At 44.1% G+C, this 25,953-nt stretch carries 21 protein-coding genes; 16 read left to right on the forward strand and 5 right to left on the reverse strand.

Annotated elements, in window-relative coordinates; all coding sequences use genetic code 11:
• The first annotated feature begins 190 nt into the window (after positions 1–190).
• From NQ536_RS00725 to NQ536_RS00750, 6 genes are all read left to right on the forward strand, one after another.
• Entirely contained in the window at positions 191–2,032 is a 1,842-nt protein-coding gene (locus NQ536_RS00725; RefSeq protein ID WP_004852201.1) for a hypothetical protein, read from the forward strand.
• On the forward strand, positions 2,005–2,217 hold the full coding sequence (locus NQ536_RS00730; protein ID WP_015534553.1) for a hypothetical protein: 213 nt from the start codon (positions 2,005–2,007) through the stop codon (positions 2,215–2,217). The genes NQ536_RS00725 and NQ536_RS00730 overlap by 28 nt, the downstream gene beginning before the upstream one ends.
• Before the next feature lie 324 nt (positions 2,218–2,541).
• Positions 2,542–3,669 (forward strand): glycoside hydrolase family 53 protein, encoded by a 1,128-nt coding sequence (locus tag NQ536_RS00735; RefSeq protein WP_044998139.1) that lies wholly within the window; start codon positions 2,542–2,544, stop codon positions 3,667–3,669.
• A gap of 196 nt (positions 3,670–3,865) precedes the next feature.
• Complete coding sequence (locus NQ536_RS00740; RefSeq protein ID WP_004852195.1) at positions 3,866–5,935, forward strand: diguanylate cyclase domain-containing protein; 2,070 nt, start codon at positions 3,866–3,868, stop codon at positions 5,933–5,935.
• A gap of 283 nt (positions 5,936–6,218) precedes the next feature.
• Complete coding sequence (locus NQ536_RS00745) at positions 6,219–7,376, forward strand: FprA family A-type flavoprotein (RefSeq protein WP_004852194.1); 1,158 nt, start codon at positions 6,219–6,221, stop codon at positions 7,374–7,376.
• Positions 7,377–7,402: 26 nt separating this feature from the next.
• Entirely contained in the window at positions 7,403–8,749 is a 1,347-nt protein-coding gene (locus tag NQ536_RS00750; protein WP_004852192.1) for an MATE family efflux transporter, read from the forward strand.
• Between the two features lie 200 nt (positions 8,750–8,949).
• Here NQ536_RS00750 and NQ536_RS00755 read toward each other — a convergent pair whose 3' ends face one another.
• Positions 8,950–9,207 carry a hypothetical protein gene (locus tag NQ536_RS00755; protein ID WP_044998137.1) on the reverse strand — a complete coding sequence of 86 codons (258 nt, stop codon included), beginning with the start codon at positions 9,205–9,207 and terminating at the stop codon, positions 8,950–8,952.
• A gap of 352 nt (positions 9,208–9,559) precedes the next feature.
• On the opposite strand from NQ536_RS00755, the gene NQ536_RS00760 reads away from it, so the two are divergent.
• The 6 genes from NQ536_RS00760 (at position 9,560) to NQ536_RS00785 (ending at position 15,880) form a co-directional block, all read left to right on the forward strand.
• Positions 9,560–10,099 carry a DUF4342 domain-containing protein gene (locus NQ536_RS00760; protein WP_044998215.1) on the forward strand — a complete coding sequence of 180 codons (540 nt, stop codon included), beginning with the start codon at positions 9,560–9,562 and terminating at the stop codon, positions 10,097–10,099.
• Positions 10,100–10,519: 420 nt separating this feature from the next.
• A complete protein-coding gene (locus tag NQ536_RS00765; protein ID WP_004852184.1) occupies positions 10,520–11,197 on the forward strand; it encodes a response regulator transcription factor in 678 nt (225 codons plus the stop codon).
• Between the two features lie 123 nt (positions 11,198–11,320).
• Positions 11,321–12,571: a sensor histidine kinase gene (locus NQ536_RS00770; protein WP_004852183.1), complete on the forward strand. Its 1,251-nt coding sequence runs from the start codon at positions 11,321–11,323 to the stop codon at positions 12,569–12,571.
• 131 nt (positions 12,572–12,702) lie between these two features.
• Positions 12,703–12,999 (forward strand): sporulation transcriptional regulator SpoIIID, encoded by a 297-nt coding sequence (gene spoIIID, locus NQ536_RS00775; protein ID WP_004852181.1) that lies wholly within the window; start codon positions 12,703–12,705, stop codon positions 12,997–12,999.
• Between the two features lie 119 nt (positions 13,000–13,118).
• A complete protein-coding gene (locus NQ536_RS00780) occupies positions 13,119–14,171 on the forward strand; it encodes a metallophosphoesterase family protein (protein WP_004852179.1) in 1,053 nt (350 codons plus the stop codon).
• Positions 14,171–15,880 (forward strand): ATP-binding protein, encoded by a 1,710-nt coding sequence (locus NQ536_RS00785; RefSeq protein WP_004852177.1) that lies wholly within the window; start codon positions 14,171–14,173, stop codon positions 15,878–15,880. Before NQ536_RS00780 ends, NQ536_RS00785 begins: the two co-directional genes overlap by 1 nt.
• 118 nt (positions 15,881–15,998) lie before the next feature.
• Here the strand turns inward: NQ536_RS00785 and NQ536_RS00790 are convergent, their stop codons facing one another.
• The 4 genes from NQ536_RS00790 to murC all read right to left on the reverse strand — a co-directional run bounded on the left by NQ536_RS00790 (position 15,999) and on the right by murC (position 21,300).
• Positions 15,999–17,198, reverse strand: a complete 1,200-nt coding sequence (locus NQ536_RS00790) for a ribose-phosphate pyrophosphokinase (RefSeq protein WP_004852175.1) — start codon at positions 17,196–17,198, stop codon at positions 15,999–16,001.
• A 61-nt stretch (positions 17,199–17,259) separates the two neighbouring features.
• Complete coding sequence (locus NQ536_RS00795) at positions 17,260–18,309, reverse strand: ATP-binding protein (RefSeq protein ID WP_004852173.1); 1,050 nt, start codon at positions 18,307–18,309, stop codon at positions 17,260–17,262.
• A gap of 32 nt (positions 18,310–18,341) precedes the next feature.
• Entirely contained in the window at positions 18,342–19,586 is a 1,245-nt protein-coding gene (locus NQ536_RS00800; protein ID WP_044998135.1) for a DnaD domain protein, read from the reverse strand.
• A gap of 331 nt (positions 19,587–19,917) precedes the next feature.
• Positions 19,918–21,300, reverse strand: a complete 1,383-nt coding sequence (murC, locus tag NQ536_RS00805; protein WP_004852170.1) for a UDP-N-acetylmuramate--L-alanine ligase — start codon at positions 21,298–21,300, stop codon at positions 19,918–19,920.
• Between the two features lie 262 nt (positions 21,301–21,562).
• On the opposite strand from murC, the gene NQ536_RS00810 reads away from it, so the two are divergent.
• From NQ536_RS00810 to NQ536_RS00825, 4 genes are all read left to right on the forward strand, one after another.
• On the forward strand, positions 21,563–23,017 hold the full coding sequence (locus tag NQ536_RS00810; RefSeq protein ID WP_004852168.1) for a 4Fe-4S dicluster domain-containing protein: 1,455 nt from the start codon (positions 21,563–21,565) through the stop codon (positions 23,015–23,017).
• Between the two features lie 80 nt (positions 23,018–23,097).
• Entirely contained in the window at positions 23,098–23,241 is a 144-nt protein-coding gene (locus NQ536_RS00815) for a hypothetical protein (RefSeq protein WP_004852165.1), read from the forward strand.
• Between the two features lie 502 nt (positions 23,242–23,743).
• Positions 23,744–25,420 (forward strand): AMP-binding protein, encoded by a 1,677-nt coding sequence (locus tag NQ536_RS00820; protein ID WP_022059349.1) that lies wholly within the window; start codon positions 23,744–23,746, stop codon positions 25,418–25,420.
• A gap of 21 nt (positions 25,421–25,441) precedes the next feature.
• Entirely contained in the window at positions 25,442–25,900 is a 459-nt protein-coding gene (locus NQ536_RS00825; protein WP_004852161.1) for an acyl-CoA thioesterase, read from the forward strand.
• Positions 25,901–25,953 lie beyond the last annotated feature (53 nt).

Below are 25,953 nucleotides of genomic sequence, written 5' to 3' on the forward strand. Positions count from 1 at the left end.
TGAGAAAATTTATTTTGAGCAGGTGTCTGCGTACCGGATGGACCACATATGGATGGTGGTGTGGATGCCTGCTATAACTAGCCCTAAAATAGGGCAGACAGGATGAAAAATGAGGATATTGTCGCTTATTTGGGGACGATTATCTTTAGATCAAAAGGTTACAACATATATGAAATAGGAGATTTAAGATATGGAGAATACATTTATTGTAAACATTATCCACCGTCCTGAGATGGTTCCTGAGTATGCCGAGAAGGTTACAGGTCATGGTCAGGCAGAGGATATCGGAAGAAAAGCTCTCCTCACAGAGTCACTGGACATATTCAAGTTCCAGCAGGAGACAGCTCACAAGAACGGACTCAAGACTACTATTCAGATGACATATGCCAGCCTTTTTAACGAGGAGGCTGTATCACTCGCCAAGGAGCATCATGAGAAGTATGGAGATGAGATAGCGCTCTCACTTCTCGGACTTCCTTGCACAGAGTTCAGAGAGAAGTACAAGACCAAGGACTTCTGTATCTGGATGTTCTCAATGGAGGACAAGAAGAATATCGTCGATGACGTATTTGGAAAGTTCCATGATATATTTGGTTTCTATCCAGTGTCTACAGGTTCATACTATATGGATGCTGAGCTTACAAACTACATCAAGGAGAAGTATCCATCAGTCAAGTGTGCAGTTGCAACATGCTGGGAGGAGGGCCCTAAGGCTTACCATACATGTAACAACTCATGGTACACACTGTTCGATGGTGGTCCATGGAATCCGTGGATACCTTCAAAGCAGAACACACATGCACCTGCAGCAAATGAGGCTGAGGACAGCGGAATCGTTGCTATTCCTCATCTTTCAAGAGATCTGCTGGCATGCTACGATGGAAATGGTTCTAACTTCGGTACTCATCCACAGAACGTTCTCCGTGGAATGATCTATGACAGCAAGACATGGGAGTACCCATATCTGTACAACCTTATCGACCAGTATCGTCATCTGGCTAAGTTCAACAATGGATATTCATACAACATGATGTTCGTTGGACCGGGCTGGCTGAACAAGATGGGACGCTGGGAGGCTCCATATGAGCTGCTCAAGAAGAGCTACGAGGACGGAATGAAGTACTACGGTGATCTGAAGAAGGAAGGCAAATGCGTTGACATGACAATGGCTGAATTTGCTGATTTCTACAGAGAGAACAAGACATACGAGGAGCCTGAGTGTGCTCTTTGGAAGGATATACTGTACGGATCAGATAAGCAGATCTTCTGGTACTGCGATCCATACATGAGAGCTCAGATCAACATGGATCAGGGCGGTGCGATCGTTGACCTCAGACCATATGCAGCAAAGCTTAACTGGCCTGTAGGTATCGGAACTCCACACGTTCAGGATGCATCATATCCATTCCTGATCCAGGAGAAGTACAGAGCGGGATATTTCACACACTATGCCGGAGAAGGTACTGTGAGAAGTGCCAAGATCAGCTATAATGGTGAAGAGGTCGATCTCTGTCTGTGCAGAACAAAGGCAACATTCTCACAGGAGGGCAGCACAAGGATCCTTACACTTGACCCGGTTGACATCGAATTCTACGATCTGACAGTTAAACTTCAGACAAAGATATATTTTGAGGAGGGGTCATCCAAGATAAGACATGAGAGAACTATCCTCGAGATGAGCAACCCTGATGCAGAGGTTGAGATCAATGAGTACATGGTGGCATGCTACGGTACAACAGAGTACCCAGAGGATATGACAGGAATCACTCTCACAGCAAAGAATGCTTCAGAGAGCAAGTCACTCACATATGAGTACAAGTGCAGAGAAGAGGATCTCGCAGGCGCCGATGAGGTATCAGCAGTTATCCCTGCAATCGAGACAAAGGCTGCTATGGGAGCATCAGGCAGCGATGCAACAGGATATTTCAAAGAGGGATATGCGTTCTCGCCAATGTTCACTCTCGGGTTTACAAAGACACTTAAGGATAAGGAGGTATTTTCAACATGGCTCAGTCTGGAAAAGGCAAATTAAATTACAGATGTCCAATGTGTTTTATGAGAGATCTGGATATAGATATGTTCTATGATAAGGACAAGAAGGAATACTACTGTATCCGTTGTCAGTATGTTGGACCAGAGGAGGACGTTCTGGCAAAGAACGAGCTCATCAGAATAAAATATGGAAGAATGTATGACAGGATTACATTTGACGACTAGGTGACAGGTGTCATCTGGATAGACGGCCGCCGACAGATGAAGATGAACTGATACATCAGGAGTATGTTGTAAAAGACGTTGGAGTATGCAGAACATTTTTATTCGGCGGCTGTTCTTGGTTATAACAGGCAGTAAAATAAATGCAGGTGAATGTGTCAAGTTTTCTATGAAAACTTGACATGTAGCGCCAGCCATTTGCCGAGGAGATGCCCATGTGGCGAAGCCACATCTTAAAATGGCATCGACGACCTATCGCATTGCGAAGCAATGCGATCGTACAACGAAGGCAAATTTTGCATGGCTGGTGTTCAAGGAGACAAAAATATGGCAGATTATATAAAGGGCGTGGATCTCTCCGCTGTTGTCGAGGTTGAAGAGCTGGGTGCGAGATATTATGACAATGGTGTGCAGGGAGATATATTTGACATACTTAAGAACTATGGTGTTAATTCTGTGAGACTTCGTCTGTGGAATGATCCGTACACGGAGGACGGCGTACCTTATGGCGCGGGCACAAATGACCTTGAGGTGTACAAAAAACTCGCGAAGCGCGCTATGGATCATGGAATGAGCATTCTGCTTGATTATCACTACAGTGATTTCTGGGCTGACCCGGGCAAGCAGAGGGTGCCGAAGGCGTGGAGAGGCATGGATGCGGATCAGCTTGAGCAGGCTGTGTACGACTACACAAGGGAGACTCTTTTAGAGATGAAGGCTGCGGGCGTTCTCCCTCAGCTTGTTCAGGTTGGAAACGAGCTTACAAACGGACTGATGTGGCCGCTTGGGCAGAAACCAGAATATGACAATATCGCAAAGTTTGTGAGCGCCGGAATAAGGGCGGTCAGATCGGTTGACTCTGATATTCCGGTCATGATACATCTCGACAATGGCGGCAACAATCCTATGTATGTGGACTGGTTTGACCACTACATGGAAAGAGGAGAAGATTTTGATATAATCGGAATGTCGTATTATCCGTTCTGGCATGGAACCATGAAGGAGCTAGAGACAAATATGCGGGATATGGCGGATAGATATGGCAAAAAGATAGTTATCGCTGAGGTTTCCATGGGATTTACCATGGAGGACTACGCAGAATATGAGAAACTGGGACCTGACGATAGAAAGGGCTATGCCACAAAGCCTTCACTGGTGGAGAATCTTGACTACCCTATGACACCTGAGGGGCAGGCGGATTTCATGAACGACATAATGAAACTGATAGATGATGTTCCTGGTGGCGATGGCTTTTATTATTGGGAGGCAGGCTGGATACCGGTGCCGGGAAGCGGCTGGGCTACGGAAGGTGCTCTGTCATACATAGAGGAGTCTGGACCATGCGGAAATGAATGGGCAAATCAGGCACTTTTTGACTATGATGGACATGCTCTGCCGGCACTTAAGACTATACGTGATTACAAGCCGGCGCATGACGACTATCCACTTAAGTAAATTATTGGGGACGGAGGTGTCTGTTCCCTCCGTCTCCGTGGTTTCTGATAGTAAAGTACATATTTTTGATACATTTGGATATGTTTTGGCTGGGCGGGTCTGTGTATAATATATACAGATGCGCCCTTTTAATATATTTGGCAAATTTATAGATGGGGGACAGGACGGGTTGTTCTGATTGATCAGGAGGTAAGGTATGAAAAAAGTAGCATTGTTCATGGATGGCTGGAAGAGGTATTTCACCTATGCCTGGCCGCTGGGATTTATGCAGAAGATAAAGGAAGCCAGGGCTGATGTGAATCTGTACATATTCAACAGCAATGGCAATTGGAACAGGGACGACGGTTACAGCTATGGAGAATACAATATATATAATCTTCCGGAGCTGACGGACTTTGATGGGATCATAATATCTGTCAACAATATCAAATATCCGGAAGTCACGGCGGAACTGCTGGACAGAATAAGGAAGAGCGGAGTTCCGGCTATAAGCCTCGAGACTGCTTTTGACGGTCTGCATTTTGTGGGTATAGACAATTATGATGCCATGTATGACATGACTCGGCATATGATAGAGAAACACGGTGCGAAGAAGGTGTGGTATCTTGCCGGACCGAAGGACAACTATGAGGCTCAGGAGAGATGCCGGGCATTCAGGGACTGTATGGATGAATATGGCCTGACTGTGGATGATGAGGATGTCCTGTTTGGAGATTTTGGTTTTAATGATGGTGTGATGGGCCTTGAGGAGCTGCTCAGAGCACATGGACATACGTGTATAAAACACGAGAAGGACGGACCGGATTACGGCGGCCCTGCGGAGGTGTACGGTGAGATAACCAGTGGCAGTTTTGCGGATTCTGCTCCGGATGCCGAGGCTTCGAATAATGAGGAGATGGATGATAGAAGGCTGGAAGAACGAGAGATAGTGAGGAAGATCCTTCCAGATGCAATAATCTGTGCAAATGACAACCTGGCGGTGGGTGTGTGCAACAGAGCAGAAGCACTTGGACTTTCGGTGCCAAATGATTTTAAGGTTACGGGATTTGACAACTTTGATAAGGCTGCGTACTATACGCCGCGTATAACAACGGTGAGCAGGATCCGTGAGAAGATTGGAGCTGCGGCTGCAGAGATCATGCTGAATATCTGGGCGGGAAACAATCCGGATACCAGCTCTTATATAGATTATAATTGTATATTCACGGAGAGCTGTGGCTGTGGCGCGGATGCTATGCTGAACGGCAGACAGTACCTGAAGAATTATATAATGGGAGTTGTGGAACGCGAGGAGATAGATGAGAGCACGCTGGATTTCACGCATTTGCTCAGCAAATGCAAGGATTACAGTGAACTGTATCCGTGCGTTCAGTCCTCATATTCACAGGCAGAGTGTAAGAAATGCGTTATGGTTGTCGACAGATCTCTTGTGGAGATGGGGGGAGCTGGCCCGACTCTCTCAGCAGCATACGATGAGGATGTATTTGCTGTGAAGGGCTATCCTCAGAGAATGCAGATCGTGTACAGGCAGGGCATAGCGGATGACGGTGACGATACATACCATAGTATGTTTCCTCTTCTGGATGATGAGGTAGGAGGCAATATATTTTTATTTGCGCCATTTCATTTTGGAGAAAAGGCAGTTGGGTTCTGCTGTGTCGAAAATGGATATTACCTTATGGATAAGCAGCTTTGGTCAACTGTAATGAGTGAAGTGAATGTAGCCATGATAAATCTGTTCAACAAATGGAGACTCGAGCAGATCAATCAGGAGCTTACGGCAATATCCATAAAGGATCCACTTACCCAGATATACAACAGGGAGGGTATGAGACAGATCGCCGCAAAGGCATTTGACAAGGCTGCGGGCCAGGGCAGGGCACTTCTCATAATGTTTGCCGATATGGACAAGCTCAAATATATAAATGACACTTATGGTCACGAGTACGGAGACAAAGCTATAAGGAGTGCCGCAAGAGCCATAGCAGGCGGAGGCGGAATAAGCAGTATTCCGGTTAGATACGGCGGAGATGAATTTGTATCCATATCTATATACGATGAGGCGGAACCCCCTGAGGAAAGAAAGACGGCAATCCTTGAGAAAGCCAGGGAGATAGTTGCGCAGGAGAAGCTTCCGTTTGCCCTGGAGTTTAGTATAGGTTATGTTATAACAGACCCGAATAGTGATAAAACCCTTGAGGAGTATGTGAGGGAGGCGGATCACAGCATGTATCAGGAGAAGATACAGAGAAGGGTAAGCAGATAATAATAAAAAATTATCAAAAAATGGAGAATCAGGTTTTATGTGCTGATTCTCTATTTTCGTTTAGTATGTTATAATTAACTGTCATGATCCAATTCGCCGCTCGCCAATCATGCAAACATGTTGGCTCACTTGCGCTCATTATATCATATCGCCTGTCGGCTCAATGAGGACATTCGCATTATGACGTCTTGCGCAAGCGCATCCGTCGCAATGCTCATTGTATCATGTGGACACAACGTGGATTATTTATATTAGATACTTAGGATCAAAAGGAGGATATACAATGCTTAAGAATGTAACAGACACAGTATTTTATGTAGGTGTGGATGACAAGGATATAGACCTGTTCGAGAATCAGTACATCGTGCCAAACGGTATAGCGTACAACTCATATGTCATCATGGACGAGAAGATTGCCATCATGGATATGGTAGATGCAAAGTGTGCAGACCAGTGGTTTGCAAATGTGGCAGAGGTGCTTGGAGACAGGCAGCCTGATTACCTCATCATATCCCATCTTGAGCCGGATCACTCAGCCAATCTTGGTGATGTGCTTGCAAAATATCCGGATATTAAGATCGTATCAAATGCGAAGCTTTTCGGAATGCTTCCAAACTTCTTCGAGGTTCCTGTGGCAGACAGAAGTGTGACTGTGGCAGAGGGACAGACACTCTCACTTGGAAGTCATACGCTTCAGTTCTTCATGGCTCCTATGGTCCACTGGCCTGAGGTTATGGTCACATACGAACAGAGTGAGAAGATACTCTTCTCAGCGGATGCATTTGGCAAGTTCGGCACTCTGGATACCGACGAGGACTGGGCATGCGAGGCAAGAAGATATTACTTCAATATAGTAGGAAAGTATGGAATGCCTGCACAGGCACTTCTGAAGAAGGCAGCAGGGCTGGACATCCAGAAGATATGTGCGCTTCATGGGCCTATACTCACAGAGAACCTTGAGTATTACATAGGAAAGTATCAGCTGTGGTCAACCTACACACCTGAGGATGAGGGAATCTTCATCGCATACTGCAGTCTCCACGGCAACACGGAGAAGGCTGCAAAGAAGCTGGCGGAGATTCTTGAGGCAAAGGGTGCACCAAAGGTTGCTATATCAGACCTTTCCAGAGAGGATATGGCAGAGTGTGTAGAGGATGCCTTCAGATACGACAGACTTGTACTTGCAGCACCTACATATGATGGCGGTGTGATGCCTGTCATGGCGGATTTCATCAACCACTTGAAGATGAAGGCATACCAGAAGAGAAAGGTCGCTTTCATTGAAAATGGTTCATGGGCACCTATGGCGGCGAAACTCATGAAGGAGCAGATGTCAGCGATGAAGGATATAGAGATCGTGGACGAGCACGTGACCATAAGGTCTGCGTTCAAGCAGTCGGATGTGGCAGCGCTTGAGGCTTTGGCAGATAAGCTGGCATAAAAGATAATGTAAGGAAGGTGTAAGACATGGCTAAGTCCATGGTTTCCGGAAAGCCGCTTAGTCTGATGATGCAGTTTGCCCTGCCACTTTTGCTCGGCAATCTGCTTCAGCAGACTTACAATATCATAGATGCTGCTATAGTGGGACAGATACTGGGTGACAAGGCTCTGGCGGGAGTTGGAGCCAGCAGCAGCATTCAGTTTCTTGTCCTTGGTTTTTGTATGGGATGCTGCGCAGGCTTTGGCGTTCCGGTTGCAAAATATTTCGGCGCAAATGATATGCACAAGATGAGAAAATATATATTTAATGGTGCGGTTCTGACTGGCATCATAGCACTTATCGTCACGTCGGTATGTGCTATATGTTGCAATCAGATACTGCAGCTTCTGTCCGTTCCACAGGATATATTTGATAAGGCGTACTCATATCTTATAGTTATATTCCTGGGAATCCCATTTACACTTATGTATAACTATCTGTCGAGTGTGCTCAGATCACTTGGAGACAGCAGAACGCCATTCATGTTCCTCGCTTTCTCAGCGATACTCAACATATTCCTTGATCTGTTCTGCATACTTGTACTTAAGTGGGGATGTGCCGGAGCGGCTATAGCGACGATAACTGCTCAGGCTGTGAGTGGAATATTATGTCTGGTGTACATTTTCAAGAAGGTTCAGGTGATGCACCTTGAGGCGCAGGACAGAAAGGTAGAAGGTTCAGCGGTGAAGGAACTTCTCATCATGGGAATACCTACAGGTCTGCAGTTCTCCATCACGGCGATAGGAAGTATGGTCATGCAGTCTGCAAATAACAAGCTGGGCAGTGTGTATGTATCAGGCTTCACAGCCGGTATGAGGATAAAGCAATTCACGATGTGTCCATTTGACGCATTTGCAACGGCAGCTTCGGTATTCTGCAGCCAGAACCTTGGAGCCGGACAGGCAAAGCGTATAAAGCAGGGCTTGTGGCAAGCGATTGCTGTTGCCGTGGGATATGGATTGATAGCAGGTCTTATCATGATATTCTTGGGAAGACCGCTCTCTATGATATTTGTCAAGAAGAGTGCAGTCGATGTGCTTGATGCATCTGCGAAATATCTCAGATGTATGGGATTCTTCTATTGGAGTCTCGGTATACTGAACGTGGCGCGTATGGTGACGCAGGGACTTGGATATTCGGGAAGAGCCATATTCTCAGGTGTTACAGAGATGGCAGCCAGAATCATAGTGAGCCTGGGATTTGTCGGAGCATTTGGATATACTGCCATATGTTTCGCAGATCAGACGGCATGGGTTACGGCAACTATATATATATTGCCGACATGCCTCTACTGTGTGAAGAAGTCCACGGCGAAGCTTGCTGCGGCGACGTAGTTGTATATTGTTATGGATAATTGGAAGTAAGAAAAAAACACCTCGGTTTGAGGTGTTTTTTTAAGTATTCTTAAAACTAATAAATATAAAGTTCAGTTGGTGACGATCGGTCACCAACTGGTAATATTTTGTAACCGTTTTATTTGTGCCAGTGCAATGAGAAGGTTGATATCGAGATTACTATAATATACAACAATACATTAAATCATAAATTTGTTGACTTCATCATTTATCTCAAATTTAGTTCCTTTGTCTGAAAGTCCAATATCTATCATGCCACGGCCGTCAAGTTCATCGCCAGGAAATAATATCTCTAAGTGCTTACCTTGTAACAGGCATCCGAGATCCTCTTTTGAAATCGATATATTGACGTATCTCTTGCTTTCCTTTGCAACTTCAACATTTGCCATGAAACTTCCGTCGTTTGAATTTTTTATATTATATTCAGGTTTGCTCATATTGATCGTCTCCTTGCTGTTATGTAATAATGCCATATTTAGGTATATCACTTCTTATTGTTATCATCAAGCAGTTTGGGAGCGTTTTACATATTGCTTTGAGTCAGAACCATCGGTCAAACCGTCAAATGCGTCAACTCTCAACAGGAACAGTGGAGAAAGTATTCCCACTTTGACATATCCATATATTCATTATAAAATTAACCTGATTTTAATCTTTCTCATATTTTAGATTAATCATCGGTTGGTATAGTAACAACAACAGTTGATGATATCAGCAACAAACGATTAGAAAGATGACAGATCATCGGAAGATGATGAAACTAAGATGAAGAGAAAGGGTGTAATGATTATGGATAAACTTGAAAAGGTAGAAAAGTTAAGAGCGAAAACAGGTGTAAGTTACGAGGATGCAAAGAATGCGCTTGAGGCGTGCGATTACGATCTGCTGGATGCAATTATTTATCTTGAGAAGCTTGATAAGGTGAAGGCTCCTGAAGTGGAGAGCTTTACCACAGGCGAGGAACAGAAGACATCAACAGAGTTTGAGCAGGCGCAGCAGACATATACAAATGATTGTAATAAAGTGACGTTTGGTCAGATGATGGACAGATTTTTCAAATGGTGCGGCAAGGTGTTAAAGAAGAGTGTGGACAGCACATTCATAGTAGAACGCAGAGGCCAGACCATGATAAATGTTCCGGTTCTTGTGCTTGTGATCGCACTCATACTTGCATTCTGGGTAGTGCTTCCACTTCTTATTGTAGGTCTGTTCTGTGAGTGCAGGTACCATTTTGAGGGAATAGGCGACATCAACGTAAATCTCAATAGCGCATGCGACAAAATGGCAGACTCAGTAGACAACCTTAAGTCCGACGTCAACAACAAGTAATCAGAAAGATATATAAAAACAATATCAACACAGAATAAAAAGCTATATGTAATAAAAACAACGTATATATCAAGTTGGTATAAATTGAAAAAGAAAAATATTAAAAGAAAAAACAGACATAAAAAAGATGAAAACAGGAATATCTTTTACCGATATTCTGTTAATTACCAGCTGATATAGTTTGGTTTTAAGAATGTAATGTCTGTGAAATATACCTCTGCAATGGGTAGCCGTGGCGACTGAGCTTTGGTGCTTCTTGCCGAGGCAGAGACCGCAAACGTCCTTATCGCGGTCGGTGCCGAGTGCAGATAGAAGCAAGCCAAAGTGAAGGAAGATAGGCGTAATTGCAGAGGTATATTTCACAGGCTTACTTCAAAACCAAACTATATCAGCGTCCGTCATAAAAGAAAGGAAAAAGATATGGCACAGAAGATTCTCATTGTGGAGGATGAAGAGAAAATTGCGAGATTCGTGGAGCTGGAACTGGTTCACGAGGGATACGAGGTAGAGAAGGCATTTGACGGAAGAACAGGTCTGGACAAAGCTCTGACAGGTGACTTCGACCTTGTGGTGCTGGATGTGATGCTTCCGGGACTCAATGGTCTGGAGGTGCTTCGAAGAATCCGCAAGGAGAGTGTTGTGCCGGTTATCATGCTGACTGCAAGGGATGCAGTCATGGACAAGGTGTCAGGGCTCGATGCCGGTGCTGACGATTATCTCACCAAGCCATTTGCCATAGAGGAGCTGCTTGCCAGGATAAGGGTTGCGCTGAAGAGACGCGGAACTGTGGAGGTTCACACTCACAGGATAGAGATCCGCGGGGTGTGTATGGACACTGACAGACATGAGGTTACAGTGGACGGAGAGAGTGTGGAGCTGACAAACAGGGAATTTGAGCTGCTGAGAACACTCATGGAAAACAAGGACATCGTGATGGACAGGGAAAAACTGCTCAGCGCAGTGTGCGGATACGATTATCTGGGAGAGACAAATATAATAGATGTGTATGTGAGATATCTGAGAACCAAGATAGATGACAGGTTTGGCGTAAAACTCATAACCACCGTAAGAGGTGTGGGATATGTTATCAGAGAATGACCAATATGAATACCGGGACGGATCAGATAGATATGTGACAAGCCGGATGCCGTGACAGAGCAGATAGATATGTGACAAGCCAGCGCCGCATGACACGGATACGCATAGATAGAGAGAAAATACATGGGAAAGAAAACTAACGAAAACAAAAGAATGTCGTCGATAGCCAGAAGGATCAATATGAGTTTCTGGCTCAAAGAGGTGGGCAATGTGATACTTATTGATATCGTCATTGCCTTTCTTATTGTTGGGGCATTTGCCTGGTGGGGAAGAGAGCAGCTTCCGCAGGACGTAGGAGGAATGAAATATTATATTGATAAGAATGAAGACGGCGGGGGCTATGAATATATCATAGAGGGGTCTGACAAGAAGAAGTACAGGTATGATGTGAAAATCTTGTGGGATATCATAGAGATCCCTGGAATCATATTGCTGGGCATGGAAATTATAGTTCTGTTTCTAGCTTTGTTCAGAACGGCGGATGTCAGAAGACGTCTGAAGCCTCTGAATGATCTGGCTGTAAAGGCGGAGAAACTCAGCAAAGAACCAATGGATCACAACAAAATAGATGATCTGGAGAAAGCGATATCGCATTTGTCCGCGGATGATGACGAGCAGGTAATACACACTGGAGATAAGGACCTTCAGAGTATAGAAATTGCGCTTAATAATTTGCTGAAAAACATGAAAGAGAATGAAAAACGACAGATGAGGTTCGTGTCGGATGCGTCCCATGAGCTTAGGACACCTATAGCTGTAATTCAGGGGTATGTAAATATGCTTGACCGCTGGGGTAAGGAGGATGAGCAGGTTTTGGGAGAATCCATAGAAGCGCTCAAGAATGAGTCCCAGCACATGAAGGAATTGGTTGAGCAGCTGTTGTTTCTGGCGAGAGGGGACAGCGGAAGACAGCATTTGAATATGGAAAAATTGGATCTCAACTGCATGGTGAGCGAGGTGTGGGAGGAGTCTATGATGATAGATGAGAGCCACAGATATGAATTCCAGGGTACGGAGAATGAGGCGTGTGTGCTCGGCGATGTGGCGATGATCAAGCAGTCTGTCAGGATATTTGTCCAGAATGCGGCGAAGTATTCTGAACCCTGCACGACCATAATACTCGGTGTGAAAGAGGAACCCGGTTATGTCAGTTATATGATAGAGGACGAGGGAACCGGGATGAATCCGGGCGATCTGGCTCACATATTTGACAGATTTTACCGTTCAGACGAAGCACGCAACAGTGAGACAGGGGGTTCGGGACTGGGATTGTCCATCGCTAAATGGATAGTTGATGCTCACGGTGGAACCATACAAGTTATATCGAGAGAAGACATAGGATCAAGATTTGTTGTGAGATTTCCTGCATGTTAATAGATGAAGTGGTGGATGTGTGCCAGCCAACGGTTTGGTTATATTCAAATAGTTGATAAGCAGATTAAATATACATAAACGATCTGCCCCTGCATAGACTGTATAAAACAGAATATGCGGGGGCTTTTTCTTTGAAGGGATACATAGAAGAACGGGCGGTAGAAGCAGCAAATTATATCATTGATACCAGAGCAACGGTCAGACAGACGGCGGACAGGATGGGAATAAGCAAATCAACGGTTCACAAAGATATAACGGAGAGACTTATAAGGATCAGACCGATGCTGGCGGCTCAGGCGAGGGTCGTGCTGGATGCAAATAAGGCGGAGAGACATATAAGGGGCGGACTTGCTACCAGGGAAAAGTATCTGCATGAACACGAGGTGGAGGAACAAAGGCGGAATAAGCAGATGATCACAAAGATTTAATACCTCGTGTGTTGTAATTTTTTCCGATATGGGGTAAACTTTTGTTGGCTGCACATAGGATCCGACACGTGGTGTATGTGCAGTGAAGACAACAGTTTAATGCGATTAGAGGTTAGAATATGAGGTTTATACATATTTCGGACGTGCATTTGGGAATGACACCGGATAAGGGAAAAGCGTGGAGTGGTGTCCGTGCAAAGGAAATAGAAGATACATTTGACAAGATCCTGGCAATTGCGGAAGAAAGAAAGGTCGATCTGCTTCTTGTGGCGGGAGATCTTTTTCATAAGGCACCAGGGATTATTGATTTAGACATGCTGGATGGCAAGCTGGCAAAGCTCACGAATACCAAGACGATCATAGTTGCGGGAAGCAGCGACTATATAGAGAAGGATTCACCATCGGAGACATTTGAATTTAAGTCAAATACAGTGATACTTCCTGCTGGTGAATTCAACAATGCGTATTTTGAGGATATAGATACCTGCATCACTGGATTCAGCTACGGACAGGAGACATACAAGGAGAATTTTGCAGAAGGGATAGAGCCGCAGAAGGAGGGCGCTGCAAATATACTTCTCATGTATGGCGGTGATGAGGAGCACGGTGCATTTGACTTCAGAAAGCTTGCCGATTCGGGATTTGATTATGTTGCATTGGGATATTTGAGAAAGCCAAAGCACATGGTGAAGAATAAAATGGCGTATCCGGGTTCCCCAGAGCCATTGACACACAGTGATACGGGCAAGCATGGTTTTATATATGGACAGATAATACACGGTGAGACGAGAATAAAGTGGGAGTCTATAGCTTGCAGAAGCTATATCAATCTGGGACTTGAGGTGAAGCCAGAATATACTGCTGCACAGATAGAGCGTGTGATCGAAAAGCAGATAGACAAGATGGGCAGTGAGAATATTTACAGAGTTATCCTCAAGGGACAGAAGGGTAGAAAGGTGGACACGACATTTGATGATCTGACATCCAGATACATGATATATGATATTGTAGACAACACAATGTTTGACTACAATAAAGAAAGCCTTATGAAGGATAACGAGAACAATGTGCTGGGAAGATTCATTGCCGAACTTTCGCGAAATGATGATGTGGTCAGCAGAAAGGCACTTGAATACGGCCTGGAGGCTGTGATAGCTACTGGAGAAAAGTGATGTATATAAATAAATTGTTTTTGAAAGAATTTGGAAAATTCAACAATAGAGAGATAAAGCTAGAACAGGGGCTGAATGTCTTGTATGGAGATGAAGGTGCAGGAAAGAGCACGGTTAGGGATTTTGTAACCGGTATACTGTTTGGCATCAATAAATCCAGGGGACTTGGATCAGGCAGGGATGATTATTCTGCCAGAAAGCCGAAGGGTGGAAATGGATATTCTGGAAAAGCCCATGTGACAAGTGCAGGCAGGAACCATTTGCTTGAGAGAAATTTCAATATGACTACTGACGGAGCCACGCTCACGGATATAGAGAATGGCAAGAGTGAGAGACTTCGCACAAAGAATTCTTACAGGGGTATTCTGTTTGATATGGATAAGAGTACCTATGTAGATGCTCTGAATGTTGAGCCTGCAGACGAGTATGGAGACAGTGACAAGGCGGTGTGTGATTTCCTTGAGAAGTACCTTCACAACATTAGAGAGACTGGATGTAGCGGTATCAACAAGGCGGCTGCCATCCAGTACCTTGAAAACGAGCGAAAGAAATATGACAATAAGAAATACCTTATGCAGATAGAAGAACTTGAAGCCCAGATGGATGAGTTGGGAGATGTGGATAAAGATCTGGAGGACATAAGGAAAGCCAGAAGAGAAGAACTTGACGCTTACAATATGGAAATTGCGAGACTCAAGCGGGAAGCGAGACAGCTTGTAAACGAGAAGGATGCGGAGATCCCCGACGAAGATGAGGACAGGGAGAGAAGTCATATATTCCTTGAGGTTGAGGCAATTGATGACGAGGATGAGAAGAAGGAGAAAAAGAAACAGGAGAAAAAGTCCAAGAAGCTTACAGACAATATATTTGTCATAATGGCTGTTGGAATCCTTGTTGTGGGTCTGATCACTCTCGCTGTTCATCTTGTGGGATTCCAGAAATCTATCCAGCAGCTGTTTGTTATATGTACTATAGCATTTGTCGCCATAACCATAATAGACGGTCTGTTCCGAAAAGGCGCATTTGACGGCGATAAGCTTCCGTCGGAGGAGGAATTTCAGAGGACGATATATGAGATGGGAAGGGCCACGGAATCAAGGACCGTGCGCGTGGAGATAGACAGGGTGTTTCAGGAGGAGCACGATAAGAAGCTTGACATGTTTAAGTTCCAGGAGCATGATGCCATTGAGAAGAGGGATGCCTACTATGAACTCAAGGAGAAGAGGGATGCCATATTTGTGGATTACGATGCACTTGAGACGGAGAAGAAAGCGATCGATAAAGCTATTGATACGATCAACGACCTGTCAGACAGTCTGGCTGCCAGATTCGATGGGGTTGAGCAGAGTGTATCACAGATGCTTGGTCTGATATCTGATGGAAGATACACTGAGGTGAAACTGGACGATGATATGCATGTTGCAGTGGAAAAGGATGGACATTTCTTCCGGGCTGAATTCTTGGGAAATGACGTGGTGAGACAGGTATATCTGGCTGTAAGGCTGGCTGTTGCAAAGATACTGGATGATGAGAAGATGCCTCTGCTGCTTGATGATGTGGTTGATGCCTCAGATGAGAGACAGCTTACAGGTGTATTTAAGGCGATAAGAACAGTTGATACCGAGCAGGTGATCCTTCTTACCTCAGATAGTGAGTTGATGAAAAAACTCGAGGATATGCGTATTACATGCAATGTGGTTACATTGTAATTATTTATACATGTTAGGTGTTATAAAACATGAAAAAATCCCCTAATGATCAAGCTCTTATATCATTTGATATATGAATTATGGATCATTAGGGGATTTCTGTATTAATTATGATATTCTAGTAATTCTCATAGTTGTCTGAGATAGTGTGCTTTACCTTATACTCAGCAATTCTTGCACTGATTCTCTCGGATGGATCGAGAAGATCGCTGAGAGATGCATCGTGGTTCAAGTGATCAATTATGAGTGCGATATACTTGCTCATGTCGGCTGATACATACCAGTCACGGCTTGCAAGCTCTGGAAGCTGGTATGTGAGGTTGGTTGTGATGACCTTCTCAATGATACCCTCTTCATGACACTTGTCGAACACCTCGAGACCCTTTGTAAAGAGACCAAATGTAGCAAGAGCGAATACTCTTCTTGCCTTTCTCGCCTTGAGCTGCTTTGCAACGTCTATCATACTCTCTCCAGATGCGATCATATCATCGATGATGATAACATCCTTGCCCTCAACTGAATCGCCGAGGAATTCATGGGCAACGATAGGGTTACGTCCGTCAACTACTCTTGAGTAATCCCTTCTCTTGTAGAACATACCTACGTCAACACCAAGAAGGTTTGCAAAGTAGATAGCTCTGTGCATAGCACCTTCATCAGGTGAGATGACCATCATGTGGTCATTGCCAATCTCAAGATCAGGAGTAGATCTAAGAAGCGCCTTAACGAACTGGTAAGTAGGCTTCACATTCTCGAAACCGCTCTTAGGGATAGCGTTTACTACTCGTGGATCATGCGCATCAAATGTTACGATATTGTCGACACCGTACTGCTTGAGCTCCTGAAGCATAACAGCACAGTCAAGAGACTCACGACCTGATCTCTTGTGCTGACGGCTTTCGTAGAGGAAAGGCATGATAACTGTAAGCTTTCTAGGCTTATCTGTCATGGCAGAGATGATACGCTTAAGATCAGCGTAGTGGTCGTCTGGTGACATTCTCTGTGGCTGACCTGCCATTGTGTATGTGCAGCTGTAGTTTCCTACATCCAGCATAATATATATGTCTTTACCACGAACTGACTCGTTGACAATACCCTTAGCCTCACCTGATCCAAATCTTGGACAGTCTGTGTCGATGAGATAAGAGTCCTTCTCATAACCATGGAATACGATACTTGATTTGTTTTCGTTCTGGCGGTTCTTTCTCCACTTAACGATGTAGGAGTCAACTTTCTTTCCAAGAGGCACGATGCTCTTGTGTGCAATGATTCCCAAGCTTCCTACGGGTATTGTTTCCAACTTACTATCGTCTGGCATAATAAAATCCTCCTAATTTGAATATGTTCATTTTGCTGCCTTGTGTTTTGCAGACTGACGTCTACTTTCCAGTTATATGACTCATGCGCTTCATATAACGGATATTATCTCCGTAGAGATTGAATATGAGATAACTATCGATTATGCGGGACATTATACGTTCAGTATAGCGTTCCCTGATCATTTTCAAGTCCAGATTAGTGGATATGAGAGTGGACTGGTTTCTGATAGTTCTCTTATTTATAATCTCAAATAACTGGGATTGGACAAATGAATTGGTTAGTTCTGTGCCCAGATCGTCAATTATTAGAAAATCACAGTTGTAAATGTAGTCATATAGCATCTCTTGATGCTGTTCATGGTTGTTCTTCATAATAATATCCCGTAAGATATTATCAAATAAGTTAATCGCAGACAAGTATAAAACTGTATAACCTTTATCAAGAAGGCTTTTTGCTATGCAGTTTGTGAGAAAGGTTTTGCCTGTCCCTGTCTCTCCGTACAGGAGAATGCCGGGTCTTTTGTTCTGAAAGTTTTCTGTAAAGTCTTTTACCTTTGCCAGTATATTGCTGGCATTTTTGTATGGCGTATAACTGTAGCTGCCAAATGGTTCATCCCTGTATACGCTAAGATCAAATGTGTCAAAATTCTCTTTGTTAAGAACATTTTGAATTGTCGATTGCTCATATAACTGGCTTATGACCATCTGTTTCAGACATGTGCATGGATTCCCGTTAACGTAGCCGCTGTCTTTGCATATGGAGCACGTGTATACTGGTAAAAGGTAATCATCTGGAAATTCCGAAGATCTGATTAGGGATCTGCGTTCTTCCCTCAATGTTTCTTTTAAGGTCTGATTTAAAGCCTTGCTTGAGCTGGCATTTGAACTGCTGTCTGTGTTGCCTTTTGATCCCGGTGCTGTATCAGGATCATGCCTAATTATTCTCGCCCTGGCTTCCTGTACGGCCATGTGGACGAGCTCGTCATCTATCTCCTTGACTCTTGGGAGTTTTTCGTATAGTTCGGCTTTCCGCCTGTCTTGTATGCGGAGATTATCCTGCCTTCTCCTGCTGAGCTGGGAGAGGATATCATCGTAATCAATATTTTTCATGATGGTTTATAATACCCCTGTTATATGTGTGCCTAAGATGTCTTCTTATCCTGGTTTAAGTCATCAGCAAGCATCTGCTCAAGCGCGGCCAACTGATCAGACATGTCTGTCTGCTGGAAGTTGGCGAAGCTGTTTGGTTTTGCTGCCGTGCTGTATGTATGTCCGGTATTCTCGTTCTTCTTCTTTATAAATTCCTGATCCAGTGTTTCTACATCCCTAATGGATTTTACACCATTTTTGTACCAGTTTTCAAGGATTCCGTTCACATATGCAAAATTGGCTGACTGAGGTCTTGATAGTATAGCTTTCTGACATGCCAAGGTTATGAGATCCTCAGAAAACTGCATCTCCTCAGACCAGGCATCTATGTAAGCGGTCTCTGCGCTCGTAGGTCTGTTCCTCGATATGCCAAGTTCACGGAACACCTTGCGGAAGAGAGGGTTGTATGCGTTGCTGTTCTCTCTGGCTTTCTCAACGGTATCTATGCCATTCTCATACCATGCCTTGGCAACCGCCTCGGCATACTTAAAGCTTTTCTTGCCGAGGGTGAGACAGTACTCTATGAGATACTCGATGAGCTCCTGTGAAAAATGAAGCTGATCGTATATGTATATCAGAGTCTCGCTCTCCGCCATGGAGAGCGTCTTGCCGTAAAAGGCCTCCGCCTCAAACAGGATATCTGAGAATATATCATCCTCCTGTTTTTTTCTCAGCAGCTCAGGAGTGACCAGAACCTTGTCCGGTGGATTGTGGACAGTGGATACTGTGTGAACTGGCGCCGCGTCTGGGACGGAAATGTTCTGTTGCGCCGCAGGGCTTGTCTGCGCTGCCGCCGTGAAGATGTCCTCCTGCGTCATGTGAGATGCAGCAGTCCTGTCGGTACTGCGGGCATCCTCATTATCATGAATACCGGGGGTGTCGACCGAATAGTCCATGCCGAGCATGGACAGGCTGTCCAGTCCGTACATGTCCTCTGACTTGTCCCTAAGGGGCAGAAGTGTTATTCCGGTCAGGACCTTCTGACTGTTGTAGTTGAGTTTCATAACATCCTGGCTTATCCAGTAACGGATAGCTTTGCATATAAACTTTTCAGACAGGTCAAAGTGTCTGGCGATGTCTGCGATTGATACAGGCTCTCTGGAAGACATAAGCCGTACCAGATACAAATATACTTTAACAAAATCTCCGTTGGCGGAGGTCATATAGTAGTCTATGAAAAAGTTTGATATGGAGGAATATGTTTCGTTTTTCTCTGATGTGATAGTGATGTAATTCATGTCAAAAATCCTTCCAATACTCCATAAAATAAGTACATTATTAAAAAATTAAAAATGTAGTTGATGTTTGTCATCAAGAAAAAAGTCTTATGACCGCTTCATTATAACATGTACTTTTGGTATTGCAAGAGCCCCTGCAGATGGTTAAAAAAAAGAGGGGGGGTGTTGATAATGTTGATAATGTGGATGGTATTTTGACAAAAAAATGTTGAAAAATAAAAGTCAAGGAATTAACGGGGTTGTAAAGAATTTGTAAATATTATGTCAACATGTAAAAAAATAAACATGGTGGGGATAGTTTCCCACCATGTTTTGTGGATAATGTGGATAACTATTTTTTAATCAGGTCATTTCCTATAGAATAGACATTTCCGGCGCCCATAGTTATCAACAGATCATTTTTTTTGCAATTTTTTAAAAGATAGTTTTCTATATCATCGAAAGATGGCAGATAAAAGGCATCTGTGCCGGATTCTGCGATCTTCTCAGCGAGCTGTTTTGCCGATACGAGACCGGTATCCTTTTCCCTTGCCGCGTATATATCGGCGACGATGACATGGTCACATACCTTCAGGGCCTCTGCGAACTCGTCAAACAGGGCGTAAGTTCTTGAGTATGTATGTGGCTGGAATACACACCACAGCTCATTGTAGCTTGTGTTTTGGGCCGCCTTCAGTGTGGCTGAGATCTCCGTTGGGTGATGAGCATAGTCATCCATGACTCTCACATTGTCCAATATGGTTCCCTTGTATTCAAAACGTCTCTCTGCGCCTACGCATTCTGACAGCCCCTGCTTGATGACATCGATGGAGATTCCAAGCTCTAAGGCTGCTGCTATGGCGGATAATGAATTGTACACATTGTGTTCTCCAAACACTCTGAGGGTTATATCTGTCACCTCTTTGCCATCCACAACAAGTGTGTATGTAGGATGACCGAGATCGTCAAATCTAATGTTGTGTGCGGAATATTTATTCTGGGTACCCTTTCCAAATGTAACAATGCGGCACTCAAGATCTCTGACAACAGTGTCGTAGTACTCCATATCACCATTTACGATGACGAGACCTTCTTTAGGAGTCTTGGTGGCAAATACATGGAATGATTCAGCAATTTCATCGATATCCTTGAAGAAATCCAGATGGTCGGCATCCACATTGAGTATGATGCTGATGAACGGCTTGAATGCATGGTAGCTGTTGGTGTATTCACATGCCTCTGTCACAAAGTATTCTGACTTGCCGACACGGATGTTGCCTCCTATGCTGTCGAGGATTCCTCCGACTGATATGGTAGGGTCTGTGTCCGCATCAATAAGGATGTACGACAGCATGGAAGTCGTTGTGGTTTTGCCGTGGGTTCCGCTTACAGCTATTGAGTATTTGTAATTCTCCATGATCTGTCCGAGAAGCTGGGCTCTGGTGAGCATAGGTATTCCTTTTTCAACTGCAGCCTTGAATTCTTCGTTGTCAGGATGGATAGCTGCTGTATATACAACAAGGTCTATACTGTCAGTTATGTTGGATGCACGCTGACCTATATTTATGAGAGCTCCCATATCAGCAAGCTGATCTGTGATCTCAGATGCCTTCATGTCGGATCCGGTTACCTTAAAACCTGCTTTGAGAAGGATCTCGGCGAGGCCGCTCATGCTGATACCGCCTATTCCCATGAAATGGACATTTATTGGCTTTGAAAAATTGATCTTGTACATTAGTAATTCGCCTTCCTTATATAAAATTGTTTGATATCATATAGCTTTCTTTATTTTCTCTTTGGCAGTATAACACATTCCATATTAAAAGAAAACTACCAGCATTAGTGCATTGTTATTGAATGAAAATTATGTTATAAATTAAAAGAATATGGTCATAGATGATATTTATTACTCATCTCTGGCGGCAGTGTTCAGACTGGTAAGTCGGACAAAACTGAGAGAAAATTAATATTTACAGTAACGAAATTGAGGTAAACACATGATTACAAATGACGCTACATTATTAAAGGTAAAGCATGAGGTGCTCTATGAGGTGGCAAAGCTTGCCTATGATGGCAAATTGGACGATGAGAGGGATAATCTTCCTTATAAGATGGTTCCGGGACCTCAGCCGTTTTTCAGATGTTGTATATATAGGGAGAGGGAGGTCATCAGACAGAGGATCAGGCTCGCAGAGGGCAAGGCACCGGGAACTGAGGATGATGGAAATGTTGTCCAGATCATCAATTCTGCCTGTGAGGGTTGTCCCATCTCTCGTTATGTAGTAACAGATAACTGTCAGAAGTGTATGGGAAGAGCCTGTCAGCAGGCCTGTCGTTTCGGTGCGATAAGCATGGGGCGTGACAAGTCGTATATAGATCCATCAAAGTGTAAGGAGTGTGGACAGTGTGCAAAGGCATGTCCATATAATGCCATAGCAGATCTTATGAGACCCTGTATAAAGAGTTGTCCGGTTGGTGCGATATCTGTTGCTGAAAATGGAACGGGTATAGCAGTAATTGACAAGGATAAATGTATAGACTGTGGTTCGTGTATACACAAGTGTCCATTTGGCGCGATCGGATCAAAGTCTTATATAGTAGATATAATAAATGATATGAGAGCCGGCAAGAAGGTATTTGCTATGTTTGCACCTGCGACATACGGACAGTTTGGTGCGGATATAACAATGGCAAGCTGGAGAACCGCAATGAAAAAGATAGGCTTCTACGATGCTGTTGATGTTGGTCTTGGAGCCGACATGACAGCCATGGCGGAGGCGAAGGAGTGGCTGGAGGCCAAGGCGGAGGGCAAGAAGAAGACTACATCATGCTGCCCAGCGTTCAAGCTGCTTGTAGAAAAGCATTTCCCGGAGCTTGCAGACCGGGTATCTGAGACGGTTTCACCTATGTGCGCGGTGTCGAGATACATCAAGGAAAATTATGAGGATGCTGTTACGGTGTTCATAGGACCTTGTATCGGCAAGAAGGCGGAGAGTGCGGCTGGTGAGAAGGAGTCCGCTGACTATGCATTGACCTACGGAGAGATCAGAGCTATGCTGAGGGCTAAGGATGTTAAGCTGGAGCCAGAGGCAGAGGACAATGATCAGTCCACATTGTTTGGTAAGAAATTTGCAAATGCAGGCGGAGTCACAGCGGCAGTCATAGAGAGTATGAAGGAACTCGGCTGTGATGATGAGGTGAAGGTTTGCAAATGTGATGGCATAGATGCCTGCAAGAAGGCGCTTACCCTTATGAAGTTCAACAGATTCCAGGATGATTTCATGGAAGGCATGGCATGCGAGGGGGGCTGTGTGGGTGGTCCTTCAAGACACAGGGATCCGAACATGGCAATGCGAGACAGAAAAACAGCTCTTGATAATTCTACGGATATCAACATCACAGAGAATCTTGAGAAGCAGGGCGCAGACAAGATCGATATGGTGAGAGATTAAAAAGCTCGATCATGGAGGTGTAAGCCGTTGGCAGGGACAACTTTGGGATCGGCAGATATTCATTTATAGGAGGACAAAATATGACAACTGGCATGATATTTTTTATATGTGTGCTGATATTCGTGGGTGTATCGATTCTCACAGCGATATTTGTATACAAATCACAGATGCGCAAGAGAAGAATGAATCAGAGTCAGGATCAAATTCAGGGGCATGATTCATAGTAGAATGTAGGATAATAAATATAAATAATAAGGCGTATGCAGATGGTGCGTACCGGAATTCCGGATGCACTATCCGGCATACGCCTTTTGTGCGTCATGCGCGTAAATGGGGACGGAGGTGCCTGACCCCTTTGGGGGAAATATGCGAAAAACCGGTCAAAACAGGCGAAATGGGGACGGAGGTACCTGACCCTTTTTTGCAGGCAAAATGGTGAAGGGGTATGTGAAAATAAATTAAAATATTTATTTTTTGGTTGACATGATAAAGAGATATGATAATATATGGATGTAGTAATCGAAACTACATGTAAAGTTAATCAAAGACGTAAATTAAAGTAATGTTTATTTTGATTACTAGATAGAATTACGAACTTAGAAGACTTTTTATACTAAGTTAATGCATAATGTGACAAGAAACGGCATGTATCGCCGGCGTTAAAAGGCGGAAAAGTCGTTTTACCATATATATCATTAGAACTTATAGTTTATGGAGGAAATAAGAATGTCAACAGAAATGAGACCAGAGCAGGGAATAGCAGGAAAGTTTGTGAGATCAGCCCTTGATGAGAATGGAGTTCTCAGCAAGATAGAGTTCACCAACAGCGAGAACTTTAATTTCGCATATGATGTAATGGATGCTCTGGCAGATAAGGAGCCTGATCAGACAGCGCTCATCTATGTATCAAAGGACAGAACGGTTGAGAAGAAATTCACATTCCAGGATATCAAGGATTATTCCAATAGAGCAGCAAATTATTTCAAGAGCCTGGGTATAAAGAAGGGTGACAAGGTAATGCTTGTATTAAAGAGACATTACCAGTACTGGTTCACCATGATGGCACTCCACAAGATCGGTGCCATAGCTATACCGGCGACAAATATATTAAAGGCAACAGATTATCAGTACAGAATTGAGGCTGCAGGCGTATCAGCGGTTGTGTGCACATCAGATGACGGAATCACAGCCTCAATAGATACATTTGCGGATGACAAGCTGACAAAGATAGTTGTAAATCATCCTGTGGAAGGATGGAACTTCTTTGATGAGGGAATCATGGAGTGCAGCACTGAGTTCCCAAGGCCTACGGGTGACGATGCTGTTGGAGGAAAGGACGACATACTTTTCGTCATGTTCACATCAGGAACAACAGAGCATCCAAAGATGGTTGCACACAATCATCTGTACCCGCTTGGACATTATATCACAGCAAAGTACTGGCATTGCAATAAGCCTGGTGAGGTTCACCTCACAGTTTCAGATACAGGCTGGGGTAAGGCTCTCTGGGGTAAACTATACGGACAGTGGCTGTGCGAGGCTTGCGTATTCGTATTTGACTTTGATACATTCAGCGCAGACACGATATTTAAGCTCATTGAGAAGTACCATATCTCAACATTCTGCGCACCTCCAACACTGTACAGAATCCTTATCCGTATGGATATGAGTAAGTACAACCTCTCATCCCTCAGATACTGCACAACAGCAGGAGAGGCGCTTAACCCTGAGGTGTTTGATGTATTTAAGGAGAAGACAGGATTTACTATATATGAAGGATTTGGTCAGACAGAGACAACACTTACCATTGGAAATCTTGAGAATACAACTCCAAGACCAGGTTCAATGGGAAAGGCAAGCCCAATGTATGACGTGAGGATCATGAAGGCAGACGGAACATTTGCTGCACCTGGGGAGACGGGTGAGATCGTTATAAATATTGCAGACGGAGCACCGGATGGACTGTTCATGGAATATTACAGGGATCCACAGAGAACAGCCGAGGTTATGCATGACGGCTTCTATCACACTGGTGATACAGCATACCAGGATGAGGATGGATACTTCTGGTTCGTTGGACGTGTGGACGATATCATCAAGGTTGCAGGCTACAGAGTAGGACCTTTCGAGATAGAGAATGAGATCATGAGGATCCCTTATGTCCTTGAGTGTGCAGTTACATCAGTACCTGACAGCACAAGAGGTCAGGCGATCAAGGCAACCATTGTTCTCACAGAGGGTACAGTTGGTGATGAGAACCTCAAGAAGGAACTCAAGAGATACTTCAAGGAGAACATCGCGAGCTACAAGAGACCTAGAGTTATCGAGTTCGTTGATGAGATGCCAAAGACCATCAGCGGCAAGGTAAGACGTGTTGAGATCAAGGAAAAAGACTGGAAGTAAGTCAGAAATCAGGTGAAAAAAATGATAGATATAGATATGAGTAAGATCAAGCCATACGAGAGATCAGTTTATTATTATGAGACGGACAGGATGCAGATAGTACACCACTCCAATTATATCAGATGGATAGAGGAGGCAAGGCTGGACTGGATGAAGCAGATAGGCTGGGATTATAAGTCTATAGAGGATGACGGATATATAATTCCTGTGCTCGGTGTAACTGCTGAGTATAAGAGCATGTGCCACTTTGGCGATGACGTACTGATACATGTCAGCCTTTCGGAGTATACAGGTGTCCGGGTAGGGTTTTCATATGAGGTCGTGGACAAGAAGACAGGCGAGCTGAGAACACTTTGTACAAGCTCACATTGTCTGCTGGATGGCAACAACAAGCTTGTGTTCATCAGAAAGGCATATCCTGAGCATGATAAGCTGTTTAAGGAGCTGCTTGAGGATTACAAGAAACGCCAGAGTAAATAAACAGAGCTGTTGTCTGGTGTAAAAATAATTTAATATTGTATTAATTGAAGGTT

It is taken from the genome of Coprococcus eutactus, assembly GCF_025149915.1.
GTDB lineage: Bacteria > Bacillota > Clostridia > Lachnospirales > Lachnospiraceae > Coprococcus > Coprococcus eutactus.

Excerpts from the sequence above, each read along its gene's own strand:
- NQ536_RS00730 (WP_015534553.1), top strand. The coding sequence starts at position 2,005 with ATGGCTCAGTCTGGAAAAGGCAAATTAAATTACAGATGTCCAATGTGT.
- NQ536_RS00755 (WP_044998137.1), bottom strand. The coding sequence starts at position 9,207 with ATGAGCAAACCTGAATATAATATAAAAAATTCAAACGACGGAAGTTTC.
- NQ536_RS00810 (WP_004852168.1), top strand. The coding sequence starts at position 21,563 with ATGATTACAAATGACGCTACATTATTAAAGGTAAAGCATGAGGTGCTC.
- NQ536_RS00735 (WP_044998139.1), top strand. The coding sequence starts at position 2,542 with ATGGCAGATTATATAAAGGGCGTGGATCTCTCCGCTGTTGTCGAGGTT.
- murC (WP_004852170.1), bottom strand. The coding sequence starts at position 21,300 with ATGTACAAGATCAATTTTTCAAAGCCAATAAATGTCCATTTCATGGGA.
- NQ536_RS00760 (WP_044998215.1), top strand. The coding sequence starts at position 9,560 with ATGGATAAACTTGAAAAGGTAGAAAAGTTAAGAGCGAAAACAGGTGTA.
- NQ536_RS00765 (WP_004852184.1), top strand. The coding sequence starts at position 10,520 with ATGGCACAGAAGATTCTCATTGTGGAGGATGAAGAGAAAATTGCGAGA.
- NQ536_RS00740 (WP_004852195.1), top strand. The coding sequence starts at position 3,866 with ATGAAAAAAGTAGCATTGTTCATGGATGGCTGGAAGAGGTATTTCACC.
- NQ536_RS00815 (WP_004852165.1), top strand. The coding sequence starts at position 23,098 with ATGACAACTGGCATGATATTTTTTATATGTGTGCTGATATTCGTGGGT.
- NQ536_RS00795 (WP_004852173.1), bottom strand. The coding sequence starts at position 18,309 with ATGAAAAATATTGATTACGATGATATCCTCTCCCAGCTCAGCAGGAGA.
- NQ536_RS00820 (WP_022059349.1), top strand. The coding sequence starts at position 23,744 with ATGTCAACAGAAATGAGACCAGAGCAGGGAATAGCAGGAAAGTTTGTG.
- NQ536_RS00750 (WP_004852192.1), top strand. The coding sequence starts at position 7,403 with ATGGCTAAGTCCATGGTTTCCGGAAAGCCGCTTAGTCTGATGATGCAG.
- NQ536_RS00785 (WP_004852177.1), top strand. The coding sequence starts at position 14,171 with ATGTATATAAATAAATTGTTTTTGAAAGAATTTGGAAAATTCAACAAT.
- NQ536_RS00725 (WP_004852201.1), top strand. The coding sequence starts at position 191 with ATGGAGAATACATTTATTGTAAACATTATCCACCGTCCTGAGATGGTT.
- NQ536_RS00780 (WP_004852179.1), top strand. The coding sequence starts at position 13,119 with ATGAGGTTTATACATATTTCGGACGTGCATTTGGGAATGACACCGGAT.
- NQ536_RS00800 (WP_044998135.1), bottom strand. The coding sequence starts at position 19,586 with ATGAATTACATCACTATCACATCAGAGAAAAACGAAACATATTCCTCC.
- NQ536_RS00825 (WP_004852161.1), top strand. The coding sequence starts at position 25,442 with ATGATAGATATAGATATGAGTAAGATCAAGCCATACGAGAGATCAGTT.
- NQ536_RS00790 (WP_004852175.1), bottom strand. The coding sequence starts at position 17,198 with ATGCCAGACGATAGTAAGTTGGAAACAATACCCGTAGGAAGCTTGGGA.
- NQ536_RS00745 (WP_004852194.1), top strand. The coding sequence starts at position 6,219 with ATGCTTAAGAATGTAACAGACACAGTATTTTATGTAGGTGTGGATGAC.
- NQ536_RS00770 (WP_004852183.1), top strand. The coding sequence starts at position 11,321 with ATGGGAAAGAAAACTAACGAAAACAAAAGAATGTCGTCGATAGCCAGA.